Genomic DNA, 18,569 nt, shown 5'->3' on the forward strand with positions numbered 1-18,569 from the left:
TCCTAGAGCGCGTAGGACCCAGTATGACCGAGACGTGGGATGACGTCAACGAGCAGGTCAAAGCGGACTGGAAAGAGGAGACCACGCCGTTCGAGCGGGTGTACGAAATCGTCGAACAAACCCACGACGGGCAGTCGGCCGCCGAGATCGCCGACCGTGCCCTCGTGAGCGAGCCGACGGCACGTCGACACTGCAAGACGCTCGTGAACACGGGGTTCGCCGAGACGGAACAGGATGGCCAAACAACGCTGTACAAGCGAAACAGCGACCGGGTTTTGATGTCCCGGATCCGCGAACTCCGCGACGAAGCAGATCGGACGGAATTGCTCGACAGAATCAAGGACATGAAGGCCGAGATCCGGCGCTATGAGGACCGATACGACGTGGTGTCACCGGAAGAACTCGCCCAGCAACTTGACGCCGGCGAGACGGAGGGCTGGGACGACCTCACGGCGTGGCGAACGACACGGCAGAATCTCGCCGTCGCCCAAGCAGCACTCGCCTACGACGAGGCCAGCCACCAGCTCGCGGTATGAGCGAGGACGACCGTGCCGGCGAGTTCGGGCCGATCTATCTCCCAGCGCTCCAGCGGATTCGTGACCTCTGGCTCGAACTTGAGCCGTTAGTCGAAGCATCGTCGTACGATGACGTCGTCGCACCTACGGAACTGCAGATCAGCCTCACTGACGGGCTCGGAGACGCCGATGCTGCGCGACTCGATATCCAGTAGAGCGAACTGGATATGTACTCGTTTCACTACATCGATGCCGCGGACGTCAACTGGCGATTCGACCGCCACCCGAATACACATTCACCCGAAATCCACTTTCATCCCCCGCCCGACGCAGCCACGACGGCAGCCGAACCGTCCTGTATCGACGTGACCGAGGTCTCACTCGTCGCCCGTGCAGTCCATGCGATGTGGCGAGCAGCATACGAGACTGATGAGATGGATCGGCTGAATAGCGCACCAAACCCGCCGTAAGGATGCCCACTGGATGTGACCAATCCAAGAGCCTGGATGAGATGTCTCCTGAGGAAGCGCGGCAGTATCTCATTCGATTCCTCGGACGGCAAGACCTCGACGAACACGAGGAAATCTACGACGAACTTACCACCGAATAGCGGTCGCAGTCAGCAAGAACGAGCATATTGTCTGAACTGAGAGTTACCGCGTGGCGCGGTCGGCCACGGCGGTCATCTGTTCGCGGGCGGCTTCGACATCCGAGTAGAGTGCCAACGCGTGCTTGATGAGGCGGCGATCTTCCTCGTTCTCGCGCCAGAACGCGATGACGTCGCGGCGGTCGCGTAGCTCGTCACTTGCAAGGTCGCCGTCGGCGAGCGACTGTTCGAGATCCTCCCACATCTCGACGTCGTAGGTCGCCTGCCACTCCTCGATCTCTTCGGTGATCGCGGCCAATTCGTTGCGAAGCTCCTCGCGCGTGTTCTCCTCGATGAGCGTGCGGATTTCCTCGAAGAGCAGTCGCGTGTAGTCCGGCTGATAGCGCGTCGTCTCGCCGGCCTCGACGCGGCGTAGCTGGCCCTGCTCGACGAGCGCCTAGAGTTCCTCGTTGGTCGTGCTCCAGGCGGCGTCGGCCTGCTCGCTGATTCAGTTGACTGAACGGGGTTCACGAAGCATCTCGGCGACCGCTCGAATGCGGTCGCGGGCGCTCATCGACTCGGTCCACGACTGGACCCCATCTCCCGGAGACTCGGACATACTGGGCACCTCTAGCAACAGTGTTCGCGCCCGGCTCTCAGATATGTTTGTGTCTTCGCGTATAATCCAGAAGTAGTCGCGAGCACGGTCACCCTGATGTTGAAATACCATCCCGGCAGAACCTACGAGCCAATCGATGTACAACCGATATTCTGACTTTGAGGAACTGCGGCCAATCGGTGAGGGGTCCCACATTCCGGATGAGAAGCTCAACGAAGGGTGTGATGGTGACCCCCGGCGGCAACGCGTGGCGACGAGTACGGGAGGCTACCCCGACGAGCCGACAGACACCGGCGGAACGTGTCGGTCCTGTGGGGCGTCAGTCCCAGACGGGCAGACGAAATGCCGGTTCTGTCTCACCAACCATCTCGGCGGCATGGCCACCGCGACGACGGATACTGGCCAGGAACCAACACTCGTGGGAATCGTGTTCACGCTCGTCGAGTCGTCGACGTTCTACGGCGCTGTGGCGAAGAGTGCCGCAGCCGGAAATCTGCTCGTCGGCAGCGAGACCGCGGAGGCCGTCGAGGAACATCGACTCATTTACGACCTCGAGGAGGAGCCTGCGCCACAACTGGTCGACCGTTGGCCGTCGCTGCCGGACGCGACGACGGTTACCTTAGCTGCCGGTGAGCAGCTGCTCACTGCCATCCGCGAACGAATGGGTGGCCAGGGCGGTGCGACGTTAGCAGGGGCGTACGAGGCCAAGGCGCGCCTCTACGATGAAAGTGGGGACGCCCTCTCGGCTGAATCGTGTCTCGACACGATGCTCGAGAACGCCGACGACCCGTTATGGCTGGTGCCCGGGATCGATCTCAAGGAATCGAGCGAGGACAGAGACCGGGGCGACCAGTCACCCGGCATTCCGACGAGGGAGCAGCTCGAGTGTCACCACTGCGGCGGCGAAACCGACCATCGGTTCCACACTCACGAATCGCTCCCCGACGACACCTGGTCAGGACAACCGATCTGGGAATGTCGAGAGTGTGGGGCGTGTCGCTATGGGCCGAATCCATCGACGCGCTGTCCGCCCTAACCAACAAAGGGTCTCGGCCCAGAAGTACGGGATGAGAGACTCACCGATTGGGACGAGTTGCGTCAGGTCGATACGAACGTCCCCGTGATCGCGGAGTACCTGCCCTAACCGAAGGCGTTGCTCGGCACGGTTAGCTCCGTGACGACGATACTCATTGAGGTGGCCCTCTGAGAGGATAGCGTCCGTGAGTCGGTGGTCCCGGTGGGGACGCTGAACGGCCGTGATGGGGCGTCGCGCTACGCAGGGCTTGCCGCGTCGCTGTATCTTCGGTCATGGATGAGTGGTCTCCTGATGCGGAACGCAGAGTCACTCTGTGACGTTCCCCGCGTGCCGACCACGCGAATGAACTATGCCACCGCGACACGACCGTCGGCGTTCATGAACCCCGCCAGCAGCGGGGGTAGAACGCACAGTATGTAAATCTCGATCCGTACTCGTTCTGGGGGAGTCAGACGAATAGTCCTGTCGGGGCCAGGCAAATGACGGCACTGCTGGAAGAGACCTCAGTCGGGAGTCGAGCCGACTTACACAGAGCACCAGTTGGAGAAGCCGTTGCTCGTCGCCGTGGTAATCGACGGGGGAAACGCTTCGCGCCGGTTAGCTCTCGGTCGAGTCGTCGACGAATTCGAGAAGCGGGCGAATCTCCTCGAACCGTGGCCCTTTGACGACCTCGTGGGTATCCTTGTTCCAACCGATGAACCCGTAGTCAACGAGCTTGGGGAGGTGCAGATGGTACATCGCGATCTGCAATTCCTGTTCGGACTCCCCTGGCTCCGAATCCACGTCCAGCGAGTCCTGAACGGTGTCGCTCAGGGGATTCTCGTCGAGGAGTTCGACTAAGAGTTCCCGGCGATGTTCGTTCCCCAGCGCATCGAAGGAATTGTTATTCATAGTGTCCTCATAGGAGTTCACCATGAAGGACGGCCGCTCCCTCACTAGTCCTCTCCTTCCCCCCGATAGATACTACGTACGGATAATGCTATTGTGAGAGCATGCTGATTAATTCTGCCTTTCACAGTTGAACTCCACTATATCTGTGGCTTCTGGAATGTCCGATGTGGATTCTACTGTTTGTCAGAGGTTATTCTGTGGATATTGAGAGTAGTGTGGGGGTGGCTCAGGTGGGGGAATTATTCGTCGTCTGCGTCCTCGGCGCGAGCGCTCATGTCCTCTGTTCCTTGCAGGAAGAAGTGATTGAACGGCTGGACGTGCCGCCGCCGCATCATCTCCGAACTCTCGATTTCAATGCCGAGGTCGTGGATTGCATCGGTAATTCTCGTGATGTCGGCCGTACTCGTCCCGACCACGTCAGCGTGGAGATTGCGTCTACCGGTGAGCATCTCTCGAACGTCGATGATCCCCTGAATGCGGCGGATCTGTTCCGAGATCTCGGCGAGGTTAGTCGGCGGTGCCGAGATAACGAAGGTCACCTGCAACGGAAGGTTGGCAGCTTCGTAATCAATCTCCGGATGGTAGCCTTGGATGATGCCGTCCGCTTCAAGCTGGTCGATGCGGTTGCGGACGGTACTGGGGGAGACACCAACGCTATCGGCGATCTCCTGGGCAGTACTGTTTCGAGCGTCTTCTTGAAGCAGGTAGAGGATGCTCCGGTCGACATCGTCCAGATTTCGTCCCATAGCAGAGGGTACGGCACGGTGATTACTAACCAATTTCCACCGGGTACGCCACCCTCTATCCCGACGCATTCACCGAATAAGGTAATGGTCTCTCCGAGTGGTCCCCGTTAGTCCGTCAACGTACGTGCGGAGTCAGCCCCCGCGACGATGAGGGATAGCGTAGCCGCGATGAGCGTCTAAAACCACGCGTAGATCACAGTCGAAGTCCGCTCAGAAGCGTACACGACGGCGGAGTGTCCAGTGTGTGGCGAACGAGAGGGGACGGAGCCGAACGGCGACCAGTTCCGCTGTTCGTGTGGCTACGAGGGGCACGCAGACCTTGATGCCTCCCGGACCTTCCTCGAACAACAGGCTGATACGAACCTGAAAGTTGGGTCGATGGCACGGCCCATGTGCCTCAAGTGGGATGACATATCTGGTCGGAGTCACCACGCTCTCCCGAGAGGGCACGTCCCAACGAGGAGCGCATAAACTGGAGTACCGGGGACGGGAAACTTGCCTCCGTGGGTGCGGCATAGCCAATATCCTCATCGGAGGAATTCCGCGGCTTCAGCCGTGGGAGGATGTCAATTCCAGTGAGTCAACAACAGAGTGCCGACAACGTCTCAATCGACGACATCCCAGTCGATATCGACAACACACAATCAGAGGAGATCGATCCGGCCGACGTTCCCGACGAAATCGAGTCCATCACCCGTGGACTGGCTGGTGAACACCCGCCGACGAACCCGCTCGTCGTGCTGAAAGCGGCTCGCTGGTGGTACATCCACGGCAAGGGTGGAACGAATCTTGCCTTCCAATGGGCCATTGAGTGGGCGCGTCACCTTGCGACCGACATGCCCAGCGACGTCGAGCGGTTCGACGAGTTCCTCGAGTACCTCGTCATGGTCGGCTTCGCGGACGAACCCCATGAACTCAGCTGACTGACAGCTCAGTTTTTTCTTCGCCCCTGAGGGGTGCGGCGCATTCTGAACTGCCGCAGTCGCCGTGAACTCGATTTGGTGAACACAATGGCTACGACCAGCGATTCGTCGGTTACCTTCGATCAGACCGACACGCGATCCGACGAGATGAACAGCACCATCGAACAGTGGATCGACGAGCTCGTCACTGGCGTCGATGACGCACAGACCAGCGCGGAGCTTCAAGAATGGCTCGACGTCCAGAGTCGGTTCCACGACTATTCCTACCGGAATACGCTCCTGATCAAGCGCCAGTGTCCCGAGGCAACCCGCGTGGCGGGCTACCAGACGTGGCAGGAGGAGTTTGACCGGCACGTCACGGAGGGCGAGTCGGCCATCTGGATCTGGGCGCCGATCATCACGAAGCAGTGCCCGGAGTGCGAGAACTCGCCCAGCTACTACGAAGACAGCGACTGTGAGTATGACGAGACACCACCCGAGGAGTGGTCGAAAGGGCTTGTGGGATTCAAACCGGCAGCTGTCTTCGACATCTCCCAGACCGAGGGCGAACCGCTTCCCGACCTAGAAACGGAGGCGACGGGCGACGCCGAGGACCTCGTACCTGTCCTCACAGAGGCGGCGGATGAGCTCGGCGTGACGGTGCACATCGTCGATGCTGACGAGTGGGACCATGGCGACGCGAAGGGCGTCTGCAAACAACGAGACATCCATGATTTCACGCCGATCGTGGAGGCGAAAGCACGGACGAATCAGGCCGACCCCGCGGTCACGCTAATTCACGAGTACGCCCACGCACTGCTCCATTTCGACGTTGACGACGAGACTGAGCGGTCGAAGCGTGAAGTCGAAGCGGAGGCCGTCGCGTACATCGTTGGTCGGTATTGCGGGTTGGATACGAGCGGATCGGCGTTCTATCTCGCCGCGTGGCAGGAGGACGATCCCGAGGTGATCCAGGATCGTCTCGGCCGGATTAGTTCGACTGCGCAGGAGATCATCGGGACGGTCGCCGAGGGCTGAACACCCCTCCCCCAAGCTGTTAACCAACGTCTGGGGTACTATTCCCACTCTGTTGGTTAATTCGTTCAGCGTTCGACTCCGCGTGTTTCGGTCGGTCCCGAGACATACCCCACCGACAGTCGATGTTATGATTCGGAATCGATTCGGCGCTGCTGGTCACGGAGGAACTCGACGATAGCATCGATATCCTGGTCGGGAACCGTTTGTTGTTCGAAGACACCCTTGAATGCGTCCGCGAAATCCTCCGACGTGAGTCGGTCGAGGACAGTCTCGATGCGACCAGCGAGCTTCTTGGACTCCCCGCGATGCAGATGGGTCGCGATCCGGTCGAAATCTGCGCCAGCAGCAAGCACCACCAGATCCCGGGAGTCTGCCTTGCGTCCACTGTGGAGTTTTACCGCGAACAGCAGTTCCCGTTCCGGAATCCTGGCTGTTACCGGGCGGCCGGTTCGCAATTCCTCGGTGACGGAGTGCTGTGCCAGATAACGATACGACCACTCAGCCTCTGTCTGGCGACAGCCCAGCGCGTCGACCATCGCGTCGAACCGAACCGGATTCCCGATGTCCTTCTCAAACCGGATGGTACGGCCCTCATAGAGGTCGTTTCGCTCGACATCGGCCGTTTTCTCATAGCCGCGGTCGGTGAGAAGCTCGGTGTAGTCGTCGACCGACTGCGCCGGAATGACCACGTCGACGTCCGAGGTGAAGCGCTGATTGAACGCCGCGATCGCCCACCCACCGACGAGCACGTACGGCAGGTCAGCGTCAATGACTGCCTCCAAGGTGTCCAGCAACTCGTCTTCGCGTTCGCCGAGGCTCATGCGTTCAAACGCGGATCTTCGTGGGACGCGTCGATATCGCGGTCGTACTCGTCGGCGATCATCTCCAACGCTGGTTCGTAGTTCACCCGGTACTCCAACATGTGCTCGATCGTCTCGTCCAACGGAATGACTGGATTGCCGTCGACCCACTCGCGAGTGATGTCCCCACTCGTCGGGAACAACACGTACGAGACGGTCGCGTCGTAGTCGGTCGCATCCGGCCGCTCTTCGATCCGGCTCGGAATCCCGAACTCATCAAAGAACGCCGTCCACTGTTCGACGTCCTGGTCGGCGACCTGGATGAAGATCGGATAATCGTCGTGGCCGCGGGCGATCTGATAGCCGCCGTGGGTCCAGACGTAGACGCCGTCGATTTTCGTGTACGCGAACGGCATTCCGGCGAAGTGCGGAATAACGTAGCCATCGTCGATCGAGGGGGGAACAGAGCGGGAAATGGCCGCGACGAGATCGTAGTAGCGATCCCTGACAGAGTACTTCTCGATGTAGACGCCGTCATCGCGGCGGATGAAGCCTGCGTCCTCCAACCGCTCGATCCACTCGTACACCCACGAGTAGGAGCCGTCGATCTTCTGGGCGATCCGCCGGATCGAGTCGCCCGGCCGGACCGCGACCATGATCTTCGCCGCGGTCTCGTCGACGTACTCCATCATCGCTAGTTATCGGTATCGTAGCTAACAGTATTAGTCTTGTCCCTCGTATTCTCTACAGTATTATCTCTATACAGATATACCACCCTCGGCTCCGGCAGTCCGATCCGGCTCAGCATTCGAGCTGAGATGAAGTAACCAACGGAGAATACGACTGACCGCTATTCGTTGGGTACGTTTATCTGCGCCCGCCGAAGGGCGGAGGCGCATTCCCGTCTCCATCGACTTATGACCGACCAGTATCTCACCACCGTTCTCGAAGAGGCGGAGCGGGTCACGGAGCACCACGACAAAGTTGCCCAGTCCACGGACCATCCAGAACACGAGTATCTTCGGTACGCCGTGCTTCGGCTATTCGAAGGGGAGACGGATGAGATGCCGGTGGACGTGCCGCAGGTCGACGGCGTGACCGTCGGATACGGGGAGGACAAGGCGATGTGCGAGAGCTGGAGTGACGACATCGAGTGGTGGGAGACGGTTCCGCCACAAGAGGAGTGTACCCGCTTCCGGGTGTTCTATCCCGACGAGTACGAGGCTATTCCGCGAGTCACCGTCAACGTGATGGCAGCACTCGGGGCATGGCGTGTCTGGACCGGGAGCGCAGCCGCCTGCGGGTCCTACGACCATCGAGAGCGTCGGGAAGTCCACTACCTGTGGCCGGAGGGGCATCCTGTCGAAACCCTGCTTGCGGATCGGCTCCACGGTCCCGAGGCTGCGGTTGCCCCAGACGGCGGCCGCACCGGCGACGTGCACGATCGGATAGTCGTCACGGAGCACTCGGCCCAGCACGACGACCTCGAACCGCGAACCAGACGTGCCGTTGACGAAGCGATGGCCGTCTCGCTGCTCGAAAAGGGTGGCCGCTACGAGGTCCAGTCGGCGTCCGGGAATCGGTACGAAGTAGATGTGGTCGGCGAGTCGTGTACCTGTCCCGACTGGGATCAGCGAACACCAGACGGCGGGTGTAAACACATGCGCCGAGTTGACCACGAATTGACCTCCTCCCGCTCCTGAAGATGCGGGGATCCCACCACGGGATTCCAGGCCGAACGGAGCGGCCTGTTAGTTTCAAGACGCATCCGTTCCACGAGTCACGTGCTGGGTGTCAGCATCGGCGTGGCTGTCTTGTGGCCCGGTCAATGAGGCTCCATCCGTAGCCGAGTCATCGCCAGCCGCCTTCTGACCGGAATCCCGGCCGGTTTGGGGCTGGCTCTCTCCGCTACGGTAGCGGTCGGCAATGTTGAGTGTAGCATTCACGTCCGCCTGATATTCCCCGACCCAACACTCGTCGTTAGTGCACCGGAACGTCGCCTGCTCGGGGCGCAGTCCTCTCTCACCACAGGCGTGGCACTCTTTCGACGTGTTCCGAGGGTTCACTGTTGCGACGGGAATCCCGACTTCCTCGGCCTTGTACTGGATCTGCGCGTGAAGTTTAGCGAACGCCCACCCGTGTAACCGGCGATTCATGAACGCGCCGTAATCCATGTTCTTACGGATGTACTGGAGGTTCTCCAGCACCAGGATGGGGTTCTTGACCTGCTGGGCGCGTTCGACCACCTGCCGAGAAACACGGTGGATACTGTGATCGATGCGCTCCCACAGGCTGTCGCCGTACTCCTCGACGATCCGTTCGCTCTCGCGCCGTTGCAGGCGACGCGTAGCCGTGAAGTACGTCTTGCGGAGCTCCAAGATAGCGGTAGCTTAGAGCTACCATGGTAGCTCTGAGAGAACATTCATCGGGAAAGACACCATGAATACCAACCAAGGTGAAAAGACGCTCGCAGCCATTCACCATCGCTTCCAACAGTCGCAGCGACGGATATGGCGTTCGAAGTACTAGCCAACCTGAAGGCAGCGAAAACTTGCTCTCCTCGAGACCTTCCTAACAGGACGCTAGAGAACCTCAGCCTCTTCCATATCCGGTTCGTCGAATTCGAGTGCCTCTCTCACAGCTTCGGGAAGTGTCGGTCGCGGTGCAGCCTCGTGGCGCCGTACCCGCTCAGATTTGTCCGTCTCCTCGTAGACTGCCCTTGCGATGGGGACGCCCCGCAGGAAATTATGCTCGTAGAGGATTTCGACCCCGCGCTCGGTCGGTCCCCAGAACTTTGACGGGAGATCTCGCGTCGACACGTTGGGTTCGTGCACGTAGACGTCGAGGATTCCTGCCTCTTGGAGTGTCTCGAGCTGGTCGAGGATGGCCGCATCGTTCTTCGGAATCATGTAGTCGAGCTCGGCCAACGACGCGAGGTGTGCTGGGTGACCGAGGATCAACTGCAAGATGAGATGGCGCGTCTCCTGGGAGAGCAGCTCACGCATTCGCTGCTGCTCTGCGAAGGGATCCTCGAACCCTTCCGGGGCCGTGTCGCTCATACTGTAGAGTAGTGGGCTCGACTGCATAACGGTTTGGGTTGACCAAGTCAATAAAATCGTGGAAACACTGAGTCAGTTAGAAACGCCTTTTGCCCAGCCAGTACTGTTCCCGCTTATGAGTGCTCCATCCGTTCCCCCAAACTCGGGCGAGATCATGAAGGCTGTGCAGCAGGCCTTACGAGGGCTCGACGTCGGGTCGACGGAGGCCGTGCGAATCCTCTCATGGGCAAACAGTGAAACACCGGCAATCTACAACCGTGATCAAACCGCGTATCTCGTCCTCGGAAGCTATCGTGATCCGTATCTCCGCCGAGTTCGGGCAGTCAGTGATCGGCTGAACCGCCGATACGGAACGTATGCCTTCCTCATCGGGGACCTCTCAGACATTAAGCTCCCCCGACTTCCAGAGTTTCGCGTAAAGTTCCATATCACGGCGACACTCTGTGATTACGTGGCTGCCGTGTTCGAGCAAGATGCGGGCGGGGAAATCAACGAACTCGGCAAACTGAGCGAAACGGAGTACTTCGAAAAGGCGTACGCCTTCCCGCGCGCATACCAGTGGGAAACGGAGGACCACCTCACCGACGAATGTGATGTAATCGCTGCTGCTGCGCAAATCATAGCTGCCACCGATATCGATGACGAGACGAAGACTGCAGAACTCAAGGCGCTCGTCGAACGAGCAAACCAAGCTAGAATCGACATCTCGGTCGATGCGGTGAGGACCATGCTTGGGGAACACGATATCGAGGTCCCGTCGTACAGCTGGGTGCATCTGAACGACTTCCGTCTCTTCGAGCTCCATGGGCGATGTTATCCCTGGACGACTGAGGAAGAATTACTCGACGCTACAGATGATCTTCCAGGGTCACCGAGACCAAGATGGGAACAACGGTAAGACAACTCTAGTATTAATTCTAATACGATATCATGTCGGCTGTGGGATGACTCTGTCCCGACTGTACCGAGCCGATGAGCGTGACGCCCCGCGTCTGTCCCGACCACCGGGTGAAGCCAGGCCGCCGCTGTGCGTCGTGTGACACCATCTTCGAGGTGCAGTTTATCAGGGTCTGTGACGTCTGTCACCTACTGGTCACCGGTCTGAGCAGAACACCGAGTTTGTCGACGTTCATGAGCGGCGAGCTCGTTCGGTACTTCCGGAGTCCTTCACCGAGTGCCTCGCCAGACCGCCCAACCCGTGAACGTCGAACCTGCCGCCGCATCCCATAGCCTCTTTCCGGCTAGCCGCTTACGGGGAGAGTGATGGAGTACCGCTACACCGGCAACGCTCACCACGCTCTGGTCGCCGCCTACGAGGCCGACGAGCCCCCGTTCCCGGTCCACGAGCCGCGTGCCGCCCCCGAAACCTCGCACGCGCGCACCGAACTCGACCTCCTTCACCGCCTCCTCTTCCCGAGCTGCTGGAACGCCTACGCAGACCACACTGATCCCGACGACGTCCAGGAGACCCTCACTGAGCTCGGCGAACAGCTCATACGGGGCTGCCGACTGTATGCCGCCGCCGACGCCGACCCCCGGGACTGCATCAGTGTCGTCCTCGACGACCTCCCCGAGATCAGAGAGCGTCTCAAACGCGACGTCGAGGCCGCGTACAAGGGCGACCCCGCTGCGAAGTCTTATCTCGAGGTCATCCGGGCGTACCCGGGGTTCCACGCCATCGTCGCCCAGCGTGTCGCCCACGAACTCTATACAGAGGGCGCGCATGAGTACGCCCGCGAACTCACCGAGGCCGCCAAAAGCGACACGGGCATCGACATCCACCCCGGCGCCGAGATCGGGGACTACTTCTTCGTCGACCATGGCACCGGCGTCGTCGTCGGCGAGACCGCCACTATCGGTGATTGGTGCCGGCTCTACCAGAACGTCACTCTCGGCGCCCTCCACTTCGAAGAACAAGAGGGCGCCGACCACGCGCTCAAGAAGGGATACAAGCGCCACCCCGACATCGGCGACCACGTCGTCATCGGTGCCGGGACGAACGTCCTCGGCGCTATCACCGTCGGCGATCACGTCAGCATCGGCGCCAACTCCTGGATTACGGAGAACGTCCCTGCGAATACCACGGTGTACGTCTCTGAACACCCCGACCAAGAACGCAAATCCAATGGCTGCGAGACCAGGGACTGACCCCCGCTACGTTCTCGTGAAGGCCACCCAGTTGGTTGACACAGCGCTCACGGTCGTCGCGCTGGATGACGTGCCCGCGCCCCGGATACTTCGAGCTAGCCGTTCGTGCAGCAGTCGAGGCTCATCAGTCCGAGTTCAGGCCCAGGCGCCGGATTGCAACCGACGGTAGATTGTGGAGGAGTTGTCGGCTTCACGCCCGCCCTGAAGGGTGGCGTTCTCGCCTTGAAAAAGGTGTTAGAAGTGTGAGATAATGCAGTATAGTTATGCTCGGCGGGAATATTAGTATCTCTCCACCGAGAAGGTTGCATGATAACAGATGGAGTTCCAGCTCACAGAGTCCCAGCAGAGGCTCCGCGACGACGTCCGTCAGTATGCACAAGAGACGATCAAGCCCCAAGCTATCGAACTCGATCAGACCGAAGAGCATCCCAGCGAGATACTCGACGAATTAGGCCATCGAGGATACACAGGAATCACTCTCCCCGAAGCATACGGCGGGATGGGAGCCGGTCTAGTTGAACTCTCACTCCTCATCGAAGAGTTATCCGCCGCGCTCATGCCTGTTGCAAGCGCACTCGCTCTCAACCTCGGTGTTGCAACAGTCATCGACGAGTTCGGGACTGACCAGCAGCGAGATCGGTTCCTGCCGGCAATGGCGTCATACGATACAGTCGGTGTTCTTGGACTTAGTGAAGAGAATGCCGGGAGCAACAAACTGGAGATGGAAACGACTGCTGAGCGAGAGGGAGATGAATGGGTGTTAAATGGCCACAAACGATGGATCACCAACTTCCTGCACGCCGATTTTGTCCTTACGTACGCGAAAACCGGCTCTGACGACGAGGCTCCACACAACATTAGCGCGTTTCTCGTTCCGACTGACGAGTTCGAAGTAGCTGAAGTCTGGGACACACTCGGTGCGAACACTGTGAAATCTCCGAAAGCGACGCTCTCTGACGTGCACGTCCCAGACCACCGCGTGATTGGAGACGTCGGTGAAGCATACGTTCAGCGGGGTGAAATCAAGACTGGCGTGAACGTTCCTGCTCGAGGTGTCGGCATTGCTCGCGCTGCGCTAGACGATACAGTCGAATACACGAAACAGCGTGAGCAGTACGACCAGACCATCTCTGATTTCCAGGGCGTCAGGTGGAACGTTAGCAAGATGGCGGAACGGGTCGATACAGCTCGACTGCTCACGCTCCGGGCAGCCGACCTCGCCGATCGGGGACGGGATACAACCCGAGAGTTCAGCATGGCAAAAGTGCATGCGACGCAAGCCGCTGTCGACAACGCAAACGATGCGATGCAACTCCACGGCGGTATCGGCTATACGACGAAACAGCACGTAGAACGCTATCTACGCGATGCCCGACTGCTAACGATTGCAGGTGGACCGAACGAAGGTCACAAAGACACGCTCGGTGAATCCATCTACGAGGACCACCCTAGAGTATAGACTATTCAATTGACGTCTTTATGACCGGATTTTGACCGCGAAGTAGCCTTGCCGCCCATCACGGCTCGGTGAGCCGAAGCTCGCCGTCGACTTCGTAGAGATGCCCACGTAACAGCAGGCGTTCGATGATATCGTCGGCGGCTGGTTGGCTCAGGTCCTCTTCTTCAGCGAGGGTCGCATAGGCGCGCTCGTAGCTAAAGCTGTCGTCGTGCGGCGCTGTTGTCGCGAGCGCGTCAAGGGCGTCTTGGGCCAGTGGTGGGAGCGTCGGTTCACCGTTCGAAGCCATCCTACTACTAGATTTGTGGAGAAAACGGGTAAAACCCTGTGACGCCGTCCTCCGGGAAGAGAGGCACAGCTGTTAGCAACTCCGATTAGAGGAAACGAGCGGACGGCGTGGAATGCTGGGGGAGTGGACGTTGGATATGTCGATTACGTTTGACATCCTCGAGTTCAGGCTAAGTGAACAACCGGGTTAACTCTCTACGGGTGCAGCGGGCTCTGTTTCTTCACTGTACCTGTCGTTGAACTCGTCGATGAGCTGCACCATTTGGGCGTACCAGTCGTTGAGCGTTCGCTGCATTTCGTTAGGAATCTCCTTGGCGTACCGCAGCCGGTAAACGTGGTAGTAGCCGCCCTGTTCGTAGTTCACCTGCTCTTTCTCGATGAGGCCTGTCTGGAGGAGCCGCTGGACGGCCCGATACGCGGTCGACCGTTCACGCTCGACCTGTTCAGCGATCTCATCGACGGTGAGAGGTCTCTGTCGTTCGTGAAGCAATTGGAAGATGTCTGTGTCGATTTCCTTGAGATCGTGGAAACATTCTAGCAGCCCTTCGCATTGCATGTCCTTTTGGAGCATCCCGCTCATTGATTCGGTCATTACTAACTAGGAGTAGGAGACGCAGACTCAAAAGAGTTTGTATGGTTAGTACAATACTACACCAGACTATGACGTGGTGAGCTGACACAACGTGCTAGTCCGATCGTCCCGGAGCCGACAGATGGCAGCGAGTATGACCGCGCTGCTCACGAACAGCGCCGCCCCGAAGATGAGGACGGTACTCACGGTGTTGAGCACCTCGATACTGTAGACAGTACCGAGCTTGTTCGCGGCGACGGCCACGCTCCCGGCCAGCAGCATCGCGGCGAAATACCCCTTGATCTCGTCTTCGTCCACAAGGTTCGTCGCCCCTGCCCCGATGCGTGCACCGAGCGAACTCCCGAGGAGCAGGAAGCCGACGACGGGCAGCGCGACGGACCCGGATTGCGCGTACGTGAATGCGCCGAACGCGCCCGAAATCGTAATCTGGAGGATGTCCGTCCCGACGGCGATGGCTGCGGGTACGCCGAGCCCGTACATCATCGCAGGCATCAGGAGGAACCCACCGCCGACGCCGAGGAATCCGGAGAGAACGCCGATGACGAGTCCTACCGCGAAGATGATGGTCGCCGAGACGCGGACACCACCGCGTAACGTCACCATCGGCGGGATGTGGATGGACTGGACGCGGTCCGCGAGGTCACTACTCGTTTCGGCGTCCTCGTCATCGGACCACGCGTCGCGGAGCGTGAGCAGTCCCACTATCGCGAGGAGACCGACGTACGCGACGTTGATGATGAGATCGGCCATGCCAGTCGCTTCGAGGAAGAACACGACGCTCTTCCCACCTTCGATGCCGAGAGTCATGGCGATCGTCATGATCACCGCGAGTTTGTAGTCGACTTGCCCGTGGTCGCGGTGTCGAAGCGCGCCGATGACGCTCGTCCCGAAGACGAACGCCAGCCCACTCCCGACGGCGACCGTCGATGGATAGCCCATCACGAGCAGCGCGGGCGTCACGAGGAACGACCCACCCATCCCGAAGAACCCGAAGAGAGTCCCGATGAGCAGGCCGAACCCCACGAACACCGCGATCATCGTGAGACTCATGCCGAAGATCGCCATCGTCAGTCACCTCCAACCGCGTCGATCACGGCTGAACCGAGTATACTATTGAGCGCACCATACCCGACGTACAGGACGATTGCCTCCGCGAAGACGAGCCCCACGGTGGCTATCGCCTGCGCTGAACCGCTCAAGGTTTCGAGTCCGAACATGTTACGCAGCCTCAGTTATCTTGTTCTGATGTACCATTATAGTGCAATTCTGCTGTCGCTCGATTGTGCTGTAAGCGGATGAGTACATGATAGTTAGCTGGTTGATGCGTCGCCAGTAGTGAGCGACCGAGCGTATCCCTGTGTGTACGCACCGAGGAACATCCCCGCAATCGCCCAGAGGATGGGGTAGTTTCCGACGCCGAAGCTGGCATAGGCAGCTCCGGGACAGATACCGGAGAGCCCCCACCCGGCGCCGAAGATAGCGCCGCCGAGCAGGACGTTCTTGTCGAACGACTTCAGGCGGCGAGTGTACGCGTCGCCGGTGAGGGGTGCGCTGTCAAGGAACCGGGTTGCCACGGCGAACGTGATACCAGTGACGACAGCTGCTCCACCCATTACGAACAGGAGGCCGAAGTCGTCGAACTGGAGGAAATCCAGGACGACCTCGGGACGAGCCATCCCACTGATGGCCAGGCCGAGTCCGAAGATGAGCCCCCCGATGTAGATGATGGGTAGGAACAAGGGGCCGCGTTCGCTCTCACTCATGGTGACACCCCCATGGCCGCGACGAGTTGGGCGGTCCCGATCGCGGTAACCAGGAAGGTTGCGACGTTCACCAGCGAGGTGTTGGACAGCGAGCCGACGCCACAGACGCCGTGACCCGACGTACACCCTTTGCCCAGGCGAGTGCCAACGCCGACGAGGAAGCCGCCCCCAAGCAGCCGCCACCACTGGACATCAGTTGTCCAGATGGCTGGGTCGGGCGCAAGGGCGAGCCCCCAGACGGCCGCGCCACTGACGATACCGACGGTGAACACGACCCGCCAGCCGCGCGACTGGATGTACTTGAAGCGGTTGAACCGGTCGACACCCGAGACGTACGAGAGCGTCGACTCGAGGAACGTACTCGCGCCCGCGATGATCCCGGTTGCGAGATAGATGACTGCCGCGCCGACCCCGACGAGCAGGCCGCCGAGGAGGTACGGCAGTATCCCTCGCGGGAAGGGATCTCCGAATGCGAGCAGCGGGACGAGTGGCTCCAACATCAGTTAGTCAGGGCTTCATCGCTCGCAGCGCAGTTGTTCGGGCCAAGTTCGAGCTCGAACGCCTCCTCGTTATCAGGAGCTTGCTGGCCGAGGTTGGTGGCGATGATGTCCTCGTAGTTCGCCGGCTGAGGCGGCATGTCCGCGACGATGAACTCGACGAACTCGTCTTCGTCCATCGTGAGCGCATCCATACGCTCGACCAAGTCGCCAAGTTCCGCGGTGTACGTACCGTCGTCGTTTGGCGTCGCCGCATCACTGAAGTGCGCCGGCGCGACTACCGTGTCGTCGGGCTGGGTTAGGACCTGCTTCTGCAGGCTCTCGTAGAGCGTCCGGGCTGCATCCTTCGCAGTCTCGGGATCCTCGAGGTCGGGACGAGCCACACTCTCGGTGAAGAGCCCGTCGCCCGTGAACAGGACGTCACCGACTTTGTATGCGGTCATGCCGGTCGTGTGCCCGGGCGTATAGATGACCTCGATATCGATGTCACCGACCGAGAGGATATCACCGTCAGTGACCGTCTCGTAGGACTGTTCGTAGTCGACGCCACGATCTGCAGCTGCCGCCGGAAGGACTGCCGTCGCGTCCGTCTCTGTCGCGAGGTCGCGAATGCCAGAAATGTGATCGGCGTGGACGTGCGTATCGAGTGCGTACACGAGGTCGGCGCCCAGAGTGCGTGCGTCTTGGACGTACTCGTCGGTGAACGCCCGGAGCGGGTCGATTACGGCGGCTTCACCGTCGGAAACGACGAGGTAGGCGAGACACCCGCTGGATGGCCGTCGGTACTGGGCGACCGTGGCGTCGACGTCCACGTCGAGTTCTTGGTACTCGTAGATACGTGCCCAGCCCTTCATGCCGTGTGCAAGGTGGTCGACGTCGTAGCCGTCCTCGTCGAGGTGTTCGGCGACGAGCTCGCTCGAACCACCCTTCGCACACAGGACAGTAATACGCTGGTCGTCGGGGAGGTCTGCGTGGAGATTCTCAGGGATGCCGTCGAGCAACTCGAAGTACGGGTAGTTCACAATGTCGACGTTCTCGCCGTCGATGTGCCACTCTTCGAAGTTGCCCTTCGAGCGTGCGTCGAGAATAAACACATCCTCGCCGCTGTCGATGCGATCCTTCAGTTCGGGTGGCGTGGTCGATGCGACCGTTGTGTCAGATTCGGGGTCCGTTTCGGTCATCGTCACTCCCGTCTACCGACTGCTCGTAAATAAGGCTTTGTATAGTAGTTCATCTACTACACAACACTCCCCCTTGGAATTTTGCCGCTTAGCGCCGCTAAAGAGCCCATAATTATAGCGAGCATGAGGGTATTGCCTCAATAGGGGATTACCACCGACACGTTTTTCAAAGCCCACCCAGTATTGGGTAGTGAAGTCAATATCATGACGCAGTACGAAGTCACCGAGACCCTCGACGTAAAGGGCGAAAACTGTCCGATGCCGGTCGTCAAGACCAAGCAGAGTATCGACCAGCTCGCCGAAGGCGAGATACTAGAGGTCCTCGCAACCGATCCCGGAAGCATGAGCGACCTTGGCGGCTGGGCCGATACAACCGACGGTGTCGAACTCGTCGACCAGCAGGAAGGCGACGACGCGTACACACACTACGTGCGCAAGACCGAGTGATCACG

The 18,569-nt window shown here is 59.7% G+C and carries 21 protein-coding genes and 4 pseudogenes; 11 read left to right on the forward strand and 14 right to left on the reverse strand.

Annotation, left to right across the window (positions count from 1 at the left end):
- Nucleotides 1-23 precede the first annotated feature (23 nt).
- Both ACRYA2_RS15670 and ACRYA2_RS15675 read left to right on the forward strand, forming a co-directional pair.
- Nucleotides 24-536, forward strand: a complete 513-nt coding sequence (locus tag ACRYA2_RS15670; protein ID WP_433630037.1) for a winged helix-turn-helix domain-containing protein — start codon at nucleotides 24-26, stop codon at nucleotides 534-536.
- Nucleotides 533-985: pseudogene (locus ACRYA2_RS15675) on the forward strand (toxin-antitoxin system TumE family protein). The gene ACRYA2_RS15670 and the pseudogene ACRYA2_RS15675 overlap by 4 nt, the downstream one beginning before the upstream one ends.
- A gap of 183 nt (nucleotides 986-1,168) precedes the next feature.
- On the opposite strand, the pseudogene ACRYA2_RS15680 reads toward ACRYA2_RS15675, so the two are convergent.
- Nucleotides 1,169-1,720: pseudogene (locus ACRYA2_RS15680) on the reverse strand (DUF7342 family protein).
- A gap of 136 nt (nucleotides 1,721-1,856) precedes the next feature.
- On the opposite strand from ACRYA2_RS15680, the gene ACRYA2_RS15685 reads away from it, so the two are divergent.
- On the forward strand, nucleotides 1,857-2,756 hold the full coding sequence (locus tag ACRYA2_RS15685; RefSeq protein ID WP_433630039.1) for a biosurfactant protein 1: 900 nt from the start codon (nucleotides 1,857-1,859) through the stop codon (nucleotides 2,754-2,756).
- A 597-nt stretch (nucleotides 2,757-3,353) separates the two neighbouring features.
- On the opposite strand, the gene ACRYA2_RS15690 is transcribed toward ACRYA2_RS15685, so the two are convergent.
- Both ACRYA2_RS15690 and ACRYA2_RS15695 read right to left on the reverse strand, forming a co-directional pair.
- Complete coding sequence (locus tag ACRYA2_RS15690) at nucleotides 3,354-3,692, reverse strand: DUF7344 domain-containing protein (protein WP_433630042.1); 339 nt, start codon at nucleotides 3,690-3,692, stop codon at nucleotides 3,354-3,356.
- 194 nt (nucleotides 3,693-3,886) lie between these two features.
- Nucleotides 3,887-4,393, reverse strand: a complete 507-nt coding sequence (locus ACRYA2_RS15695) for an Lrp/AsnC family transcriptional regulator (RefSeq protein ID WP_433630045.1) — start codon at nucleotides 4,391-4,393, stop codon at nucleotides 3,887-3,889.
- A 192-nt stretch (nucleotides 4,394-4,585) separates the two neighbouring features.
- On the opposite strand from ACRYA2_RS15695, the pseudogene ACRYA2_RS15700 reads away from it, so the two are divergent.
- The 3 genes and pseudogenes from ACRYA2_RS15700 to ACRYA2_RS15710 all read left to right on the forward strand — a co-directional run.
- Nucleotides 4,586-4,911: pseudogene (locus tag ACRYA2_RS15700) on the forward strand (zinc ribbon domain-containing protein); the annotation flags it as partial.
- A 57-nt stretch (nucleotides 4,912-4,968) separates the two neighbouring features.
- Nucleotides 4,969-5,316: a DUF8013 domain-containing protein gene (locus tag ACRYA2_RS15705; RefSeq protein ID WP_433630048.1), complete on the forward strand. Its 348-nt coding sequence runs from the start codon at nucleotides 4,969-4,971 to the stop codon at nucleotides 5,314-5,316.
- 87 nt (nucleotides 5,317-5,403) lie between these two features.
- The gene (locus ACRYA2_RS15710) at nucleotides 5,404-6,333 is read left to right on the forward strand and encodes an ArdC-like ssDNA-binding domain-containing protein (protein WP_433630051.1); all 930 of its coding nucleotides are present in this window, start codon (nucleotides 5,404-5,406) and stop codon (nucleotides 6,331-6,333) included.
- Nucleotides 6,334-6,458: 125 nt separating this feature from the next.
- On the opposite strand, the gene ACRYA2_RS15715 is transcribed toward ACRYA2_RS15710, so the two are convergent.
- Nucleotides 6,459-7,154 (reverse strand): nucleotidyltransferase domain-containing protein, encoded by a 696-nt coding sequence (locus tag ACRYA2_RS15715; RefSeq protein WP_433630054.1) that lies wholly within the window; start codon nucleotides 7,152-7,154, stop codon nucleotides 6,459-6,461.
- Nucleotides 7,151-7,822 carry a helix-turn-helix domain-containing protein gene (locus ACRYA2_RS15720; RefSeq protein ID WP_433630056.1) on the reverse strand — a complete coding sequence of 224 codons (672 nt, stop codon included), beginning with the start codon at nucleotides 7,820-7,822 and terminating at the stop codon, nucleotides 7,151-7,153. The genes ACRYA2_RS15715 and ACRYA2_RS15720 overlap by 4 nt, the downstream gene beginning before the upstream one ends.
- A 228-nt stretch (nucleotides 7,823-8,050) precedes the next feature.
- On the opposite strand from ACRYA2_RS15720, the gene ACRYA2_RS15725 reads away from it, so the two are divergent.
- The gene (locus tag ACRYA2_RS15725; RefSeq protein ID WP_433630059.1) at nucleotides 8,051-8,836 is read left to right on the forward strand and encodes a hypothetical protein; all 786 of its coding nucleotides are present in this window, start codon (nucleotides 8,051-8,053) and stop codon (nucleotides 8,834-8,836) included.
- Between the two features lie 54 nt (nucleotides 8,837-8,890).
- Here the strand turns inward: ACRYA2_RS15725 and ACRYA2_RS15730 are convergent.
- Nucleotides 8,891-9,517: pseudogene (locus tag ACRYA2_RS15730) on the reverse strand (IS200/IS605 family accessory protein TnpB-related protein); the annotation flags it as partial.
- Nucleotides 9,518-9,715: 198 nt separating this feature from the next.
- A complete protein-coding gene (locus tag ACRYA2_RS15735; RefSeq protein WP_433630061.1) occupies nucleotides 9,716-10,192 on the reverse strand; it encodes an ArsR family transcriptional regulator in 477 nt (158 codons plus the stop codon).
- A 115-nt stretch (nucleotides 10,193-10,307) separates the two neighbouring features.
- On the opposite strand from ACRYA2_RS15735, the gene ACRYA2_RS15740 reads away from it, so the two are divergent.
- The 3 genes from ACRYA2_RS15740 to ACRYA2_RS15750 all read left to right on the forward strand — a co-directional run bounded on the left by ACRYA2_RS15740 (nucleotide 10,308) and on the right by ACRYA2_RS15750 (nucleotide 13,799).
- Nucleotides 10,308-11,090, forward strand: a complete 783-nt coding sequence (locus ACRYA2_RS15740) for a DUF8170 family protein (protein WP_433630063.1) — start codon at nucleotides 10,308-10,310, stop codon at nucleotides 11,088-11,090.
- 365 nt (nucleotides 11,091-11,455) lie between these two features.
- Complete coding sequence (epsC, locus tag ACRYA2_RS15745) at nucleotides 11,456-12,340, forward strand: serine O-acetyltransferase EpsC (protein WP_433630066.1); 885 nt, start codon at nucleotides 11,456-11,458, stop codon at nucleotides 12,338-12,340.
- Between the two features lie 316 nt (nucleotides 12,341-12,656).
- Nucleotides 12,657-13,799, forward strand: coding sequence for an acyl-CoA dehydrogenase family protein (locus ACRYA2_RS15750; protein ID WP_433630069.1), 1,143 nt, complete (start codon nucleotides 12,657-12,659; stop codon nucleotides 13,797-13,799).
- A 58-nt stretch (nucleotides 13,800-13,857) separates the two neighbouring features.
- Here ACRYA2_RS15750 and ACRYA2_RS15755 read toward each other — a convergent pair whose 3' ends face one another.
- The 7 genes from ACRYA2_RS15755 to ACRYA2_RS15785 form a co-directional block, all read right to left on the reverse strand.
- A complete protein-coding gene (locus tag ACRYA2_RS15755) occupies nucleotides 13,858-14,085 on the reverse strand; it encodes a hypothetical protein (protein WP_433630071.1) in 228 nt (75 codons plus the stop codon).
- Nucleotides 14,086-14,271: 186 nt separating this feature from the next.
- Nucleotides 14,272-14,676: a helix-turn-helix domain-containing protein gene (locus ACRYA2_RS15760; RefSeq protein ID WP_433630074.1), complete on the reverse strand. Its 405-nt coding sequence runs from the start codon at nucleotides 14,674-14,676 to the stop codon at nucleotides 14,272-14,274.
- Between the two features lie 66 nt (nucleotides 14,677-14,742).
- On the reverse strand, nucleotides 14,743-15,741 hold the full coding sequence (locus ACRYA2_RS15765) for a sulfite exporter TauE/SafE family protein (protein ID WP_433630077.1): 999 nt from the start codon (nucleotides 15,739-15,741) through the stop codon (nucleotides 14,743-14,745).
- A 2-nt stretch (nucleotides 15,742-15,743) separates the two neighbouring features.
- Nucleotides 15,744-15,893: a DUF7512 family protein gene (locus ACRYA2_RS15770; protein WP_433630080.1), complete on the reverse strand. Its 150-nt coding sequence runs from the start codon at nucleotides 15,891-15,893 to the stop codon at nucleotides 15,744-15,746.
- 93 nt (nucleotides 15,894-15,986) lie between these two features.
- A complete protein-coding gene (locus ACRYA2_RS15775) occupies nucleotides 15,987-16,439 on the reverse strand; it encodes a DUF6691 family protein (RefSeq protein WP_433630083.1) in 453 nt (150 codons plus the stop codon).
- Entirely contained in the window at nucleotides 16,436-16,939 is a 504-nt protein-coding gene (locus ACRYA2_RS15780; RefSeq protein ID WP_433630086.1) for a YeeE/YedE family protein, read from the reverse strand. Before ACRYA2_RS15780 ends, ACRYA2_RS15775 begins: the two co-directional genes overlap by 4 nt.
- The gene (locus ACRYA2_RS15785; RefSeq protein ID WP_433630089.1) at nucleotides 16,939-18,117 is read right to left on the reverse strand and encodes an MBL fold metallo-hydrolase; all 1,179 of its coding nucleotides are present in this window, start codon (nucleotides 18,115-18,117) and stop codon (nucleotides 16,939-16,941) included. The genes ACRYA2_RS15780 and ACRYA2_RS15785 overlap by 1 nt, the downstream gene beginning before the upstream one ends.
- A 204-nt stretch (nucleotides 18,118-18,321) precedes the next feature.
- Here ACRYA2_RS15785 and ACRYA2_RS15790 point away from each other — a divergent pair, with 204 nt between their 5' ends.
- Complete coding sequence (locus ACRYA2_RS15790) at nucleotides 18,322-18,564, forward strand: sulfurtransferase TusA family protein (protein WP_433630091.1); 243 nt, start codon at nucleotides 18,322-18,324, stop codon at nucleotides 18,562-18,564.
- Nucleotides 18,565-18,569 lie beyond the last annotated feature (5 nt).

The organism is Halomicrococcus pelagicus (genome assembly GCF_050954125.1).

Bases quoted from the DNA above. Each gene is read 5' to 3' on its own strand.
- ACRYA2_RS15670 (WP_433630037.1), top strand. From the start codon at position 24: ATGACCGAGACGTGGGATGACGTCAACGAGCAGGTCAAAGCGGACTGG.
- ACRYA2_RS15685 (WP_433630039.1), top strand. From the start codon at position 1,857: ATGTACAACCGATATTCTGACTTTGAGGAACTGCGGCCAATCGGTGAG.
- ACRYA2_RS15695 (WP_433630045.1), bottom strand. From the start codon at position 4,393: ATGGGACGAAATCTGGACGATGTCGACCGGAGCATCCTCTACCTGCTT.
- ACRYA2_RS15710 (WP_433630051.1), top strand. From the start codon at position 5,404: ATGGCTACGACCAGCGATTCGTCGGTTACCTTCGATCAGACCGACACG.
- ACRYA2_RS15715 (WP_433630054.1), bottom strand. From the start codon at position 7,154: ATGAGCCTCGGCGAACGCGAAGACGAGTTGCTGGACACCTTGGAGGCA.
- ACRYA2_RS15720 (WP_433630056.1), bottom strand. From the start codon at position 7,822: ATGGAGTACGTCGACGAGACCGCGGCGAAGATCATGGTCGCGGTCCGG.
- ACRYA2_RS15725 (WP_433630059.1), top strand. From the start codon at position 8,051: ATGACCGACCAGTATCTCACCACCGTTCTCGAAGAGGCGGAGCGGGTC.
- ACRYA2_RS15735 (WP_433630061.1), bottom strand. From the start codon at position 10,192: ATGAGCGACACGGCCCCGGAAGGGTTCGAGGATCCCTTCGCAGAGCAG.
- ACRYA2_RS15740 (WP_433630063.1), top strand. From the start codon at position 10,308: ATGAGTGCTCCATCCGTTCCCCCAAACTCGGGCGAGATCATGAAGGCT.
- epsC (WP_433630066.1), top strand. From the start codon at position 11,456: ATGGAGTACCGCTACACCGGCAACGCTCACCACGCTCTGGTCGCCGCC.
- ACRYA2_RS15750 (WP_433630069.1), top strand. From the start codon at position 12,657: ATGGAGTTCCAGCTCACAGAGTCCCAGCAGAGGCTCCGCGACGACGTC.
- ACRYA2_RS15755 (WP_433630071.1), bottom strand. From the start codon at position 14,085: ATGGCTTCGAACGGTGAACCGACGCTCCCACCACTGGCCCAAGACGCC.
- ACRYA2_RS15760 (WP_433630074.1), bottom strand. From the start codon at position 14,676: ATGACCGAATCAATGAGCGGGATGCTCCAAAAGGACATGCAATGCGAA.
- ACRYA2_RS15765 (WP_433630077.1), bottom strand. From the start codon at position 15,741: ATGGCGATCTTCGGCATGAGTCTCACGATGATCGCGGTGTTCGTGGGG.
- ACRYA2_RS15770 (WP_433630080.1), bottom strand. From the start codon at position 15,893: ATGTTCGGACTCGAAACCTTGAGCGGTTCAGCGCAGGCGATAGCCACC.
- ACRYA2_RS15775 (WP_433630083.1), bottom strand. From the start codon at position 16,439: ATGAGTGAGAGCGAACGCGGCCCCTTGTTCCTACCCATCATCTACATC.
- ACRYA2_RS15780 (WP_433630086.1), bottom strand. From the start codon at position 16,939: ATGTTGGAGCCACTCGTCCCGCTGCTCGCATTCGGAGATCCCTTCCCG.
- ACRYA2_RS15785 (WP_433630089.1), bottom strand. From the start codon at position 18,117: ATGACCGAAACGGACCCCGAATCTGACACAACGGTCGCATCGACCACG.
- ACRYA2_RS15790 (WP_433630091.1), top strand. From the start codon at position 18,322: ATGACGCAGTACGAAGTCACCGAGACCCTCGACGTAAAGGGCGAAAAC.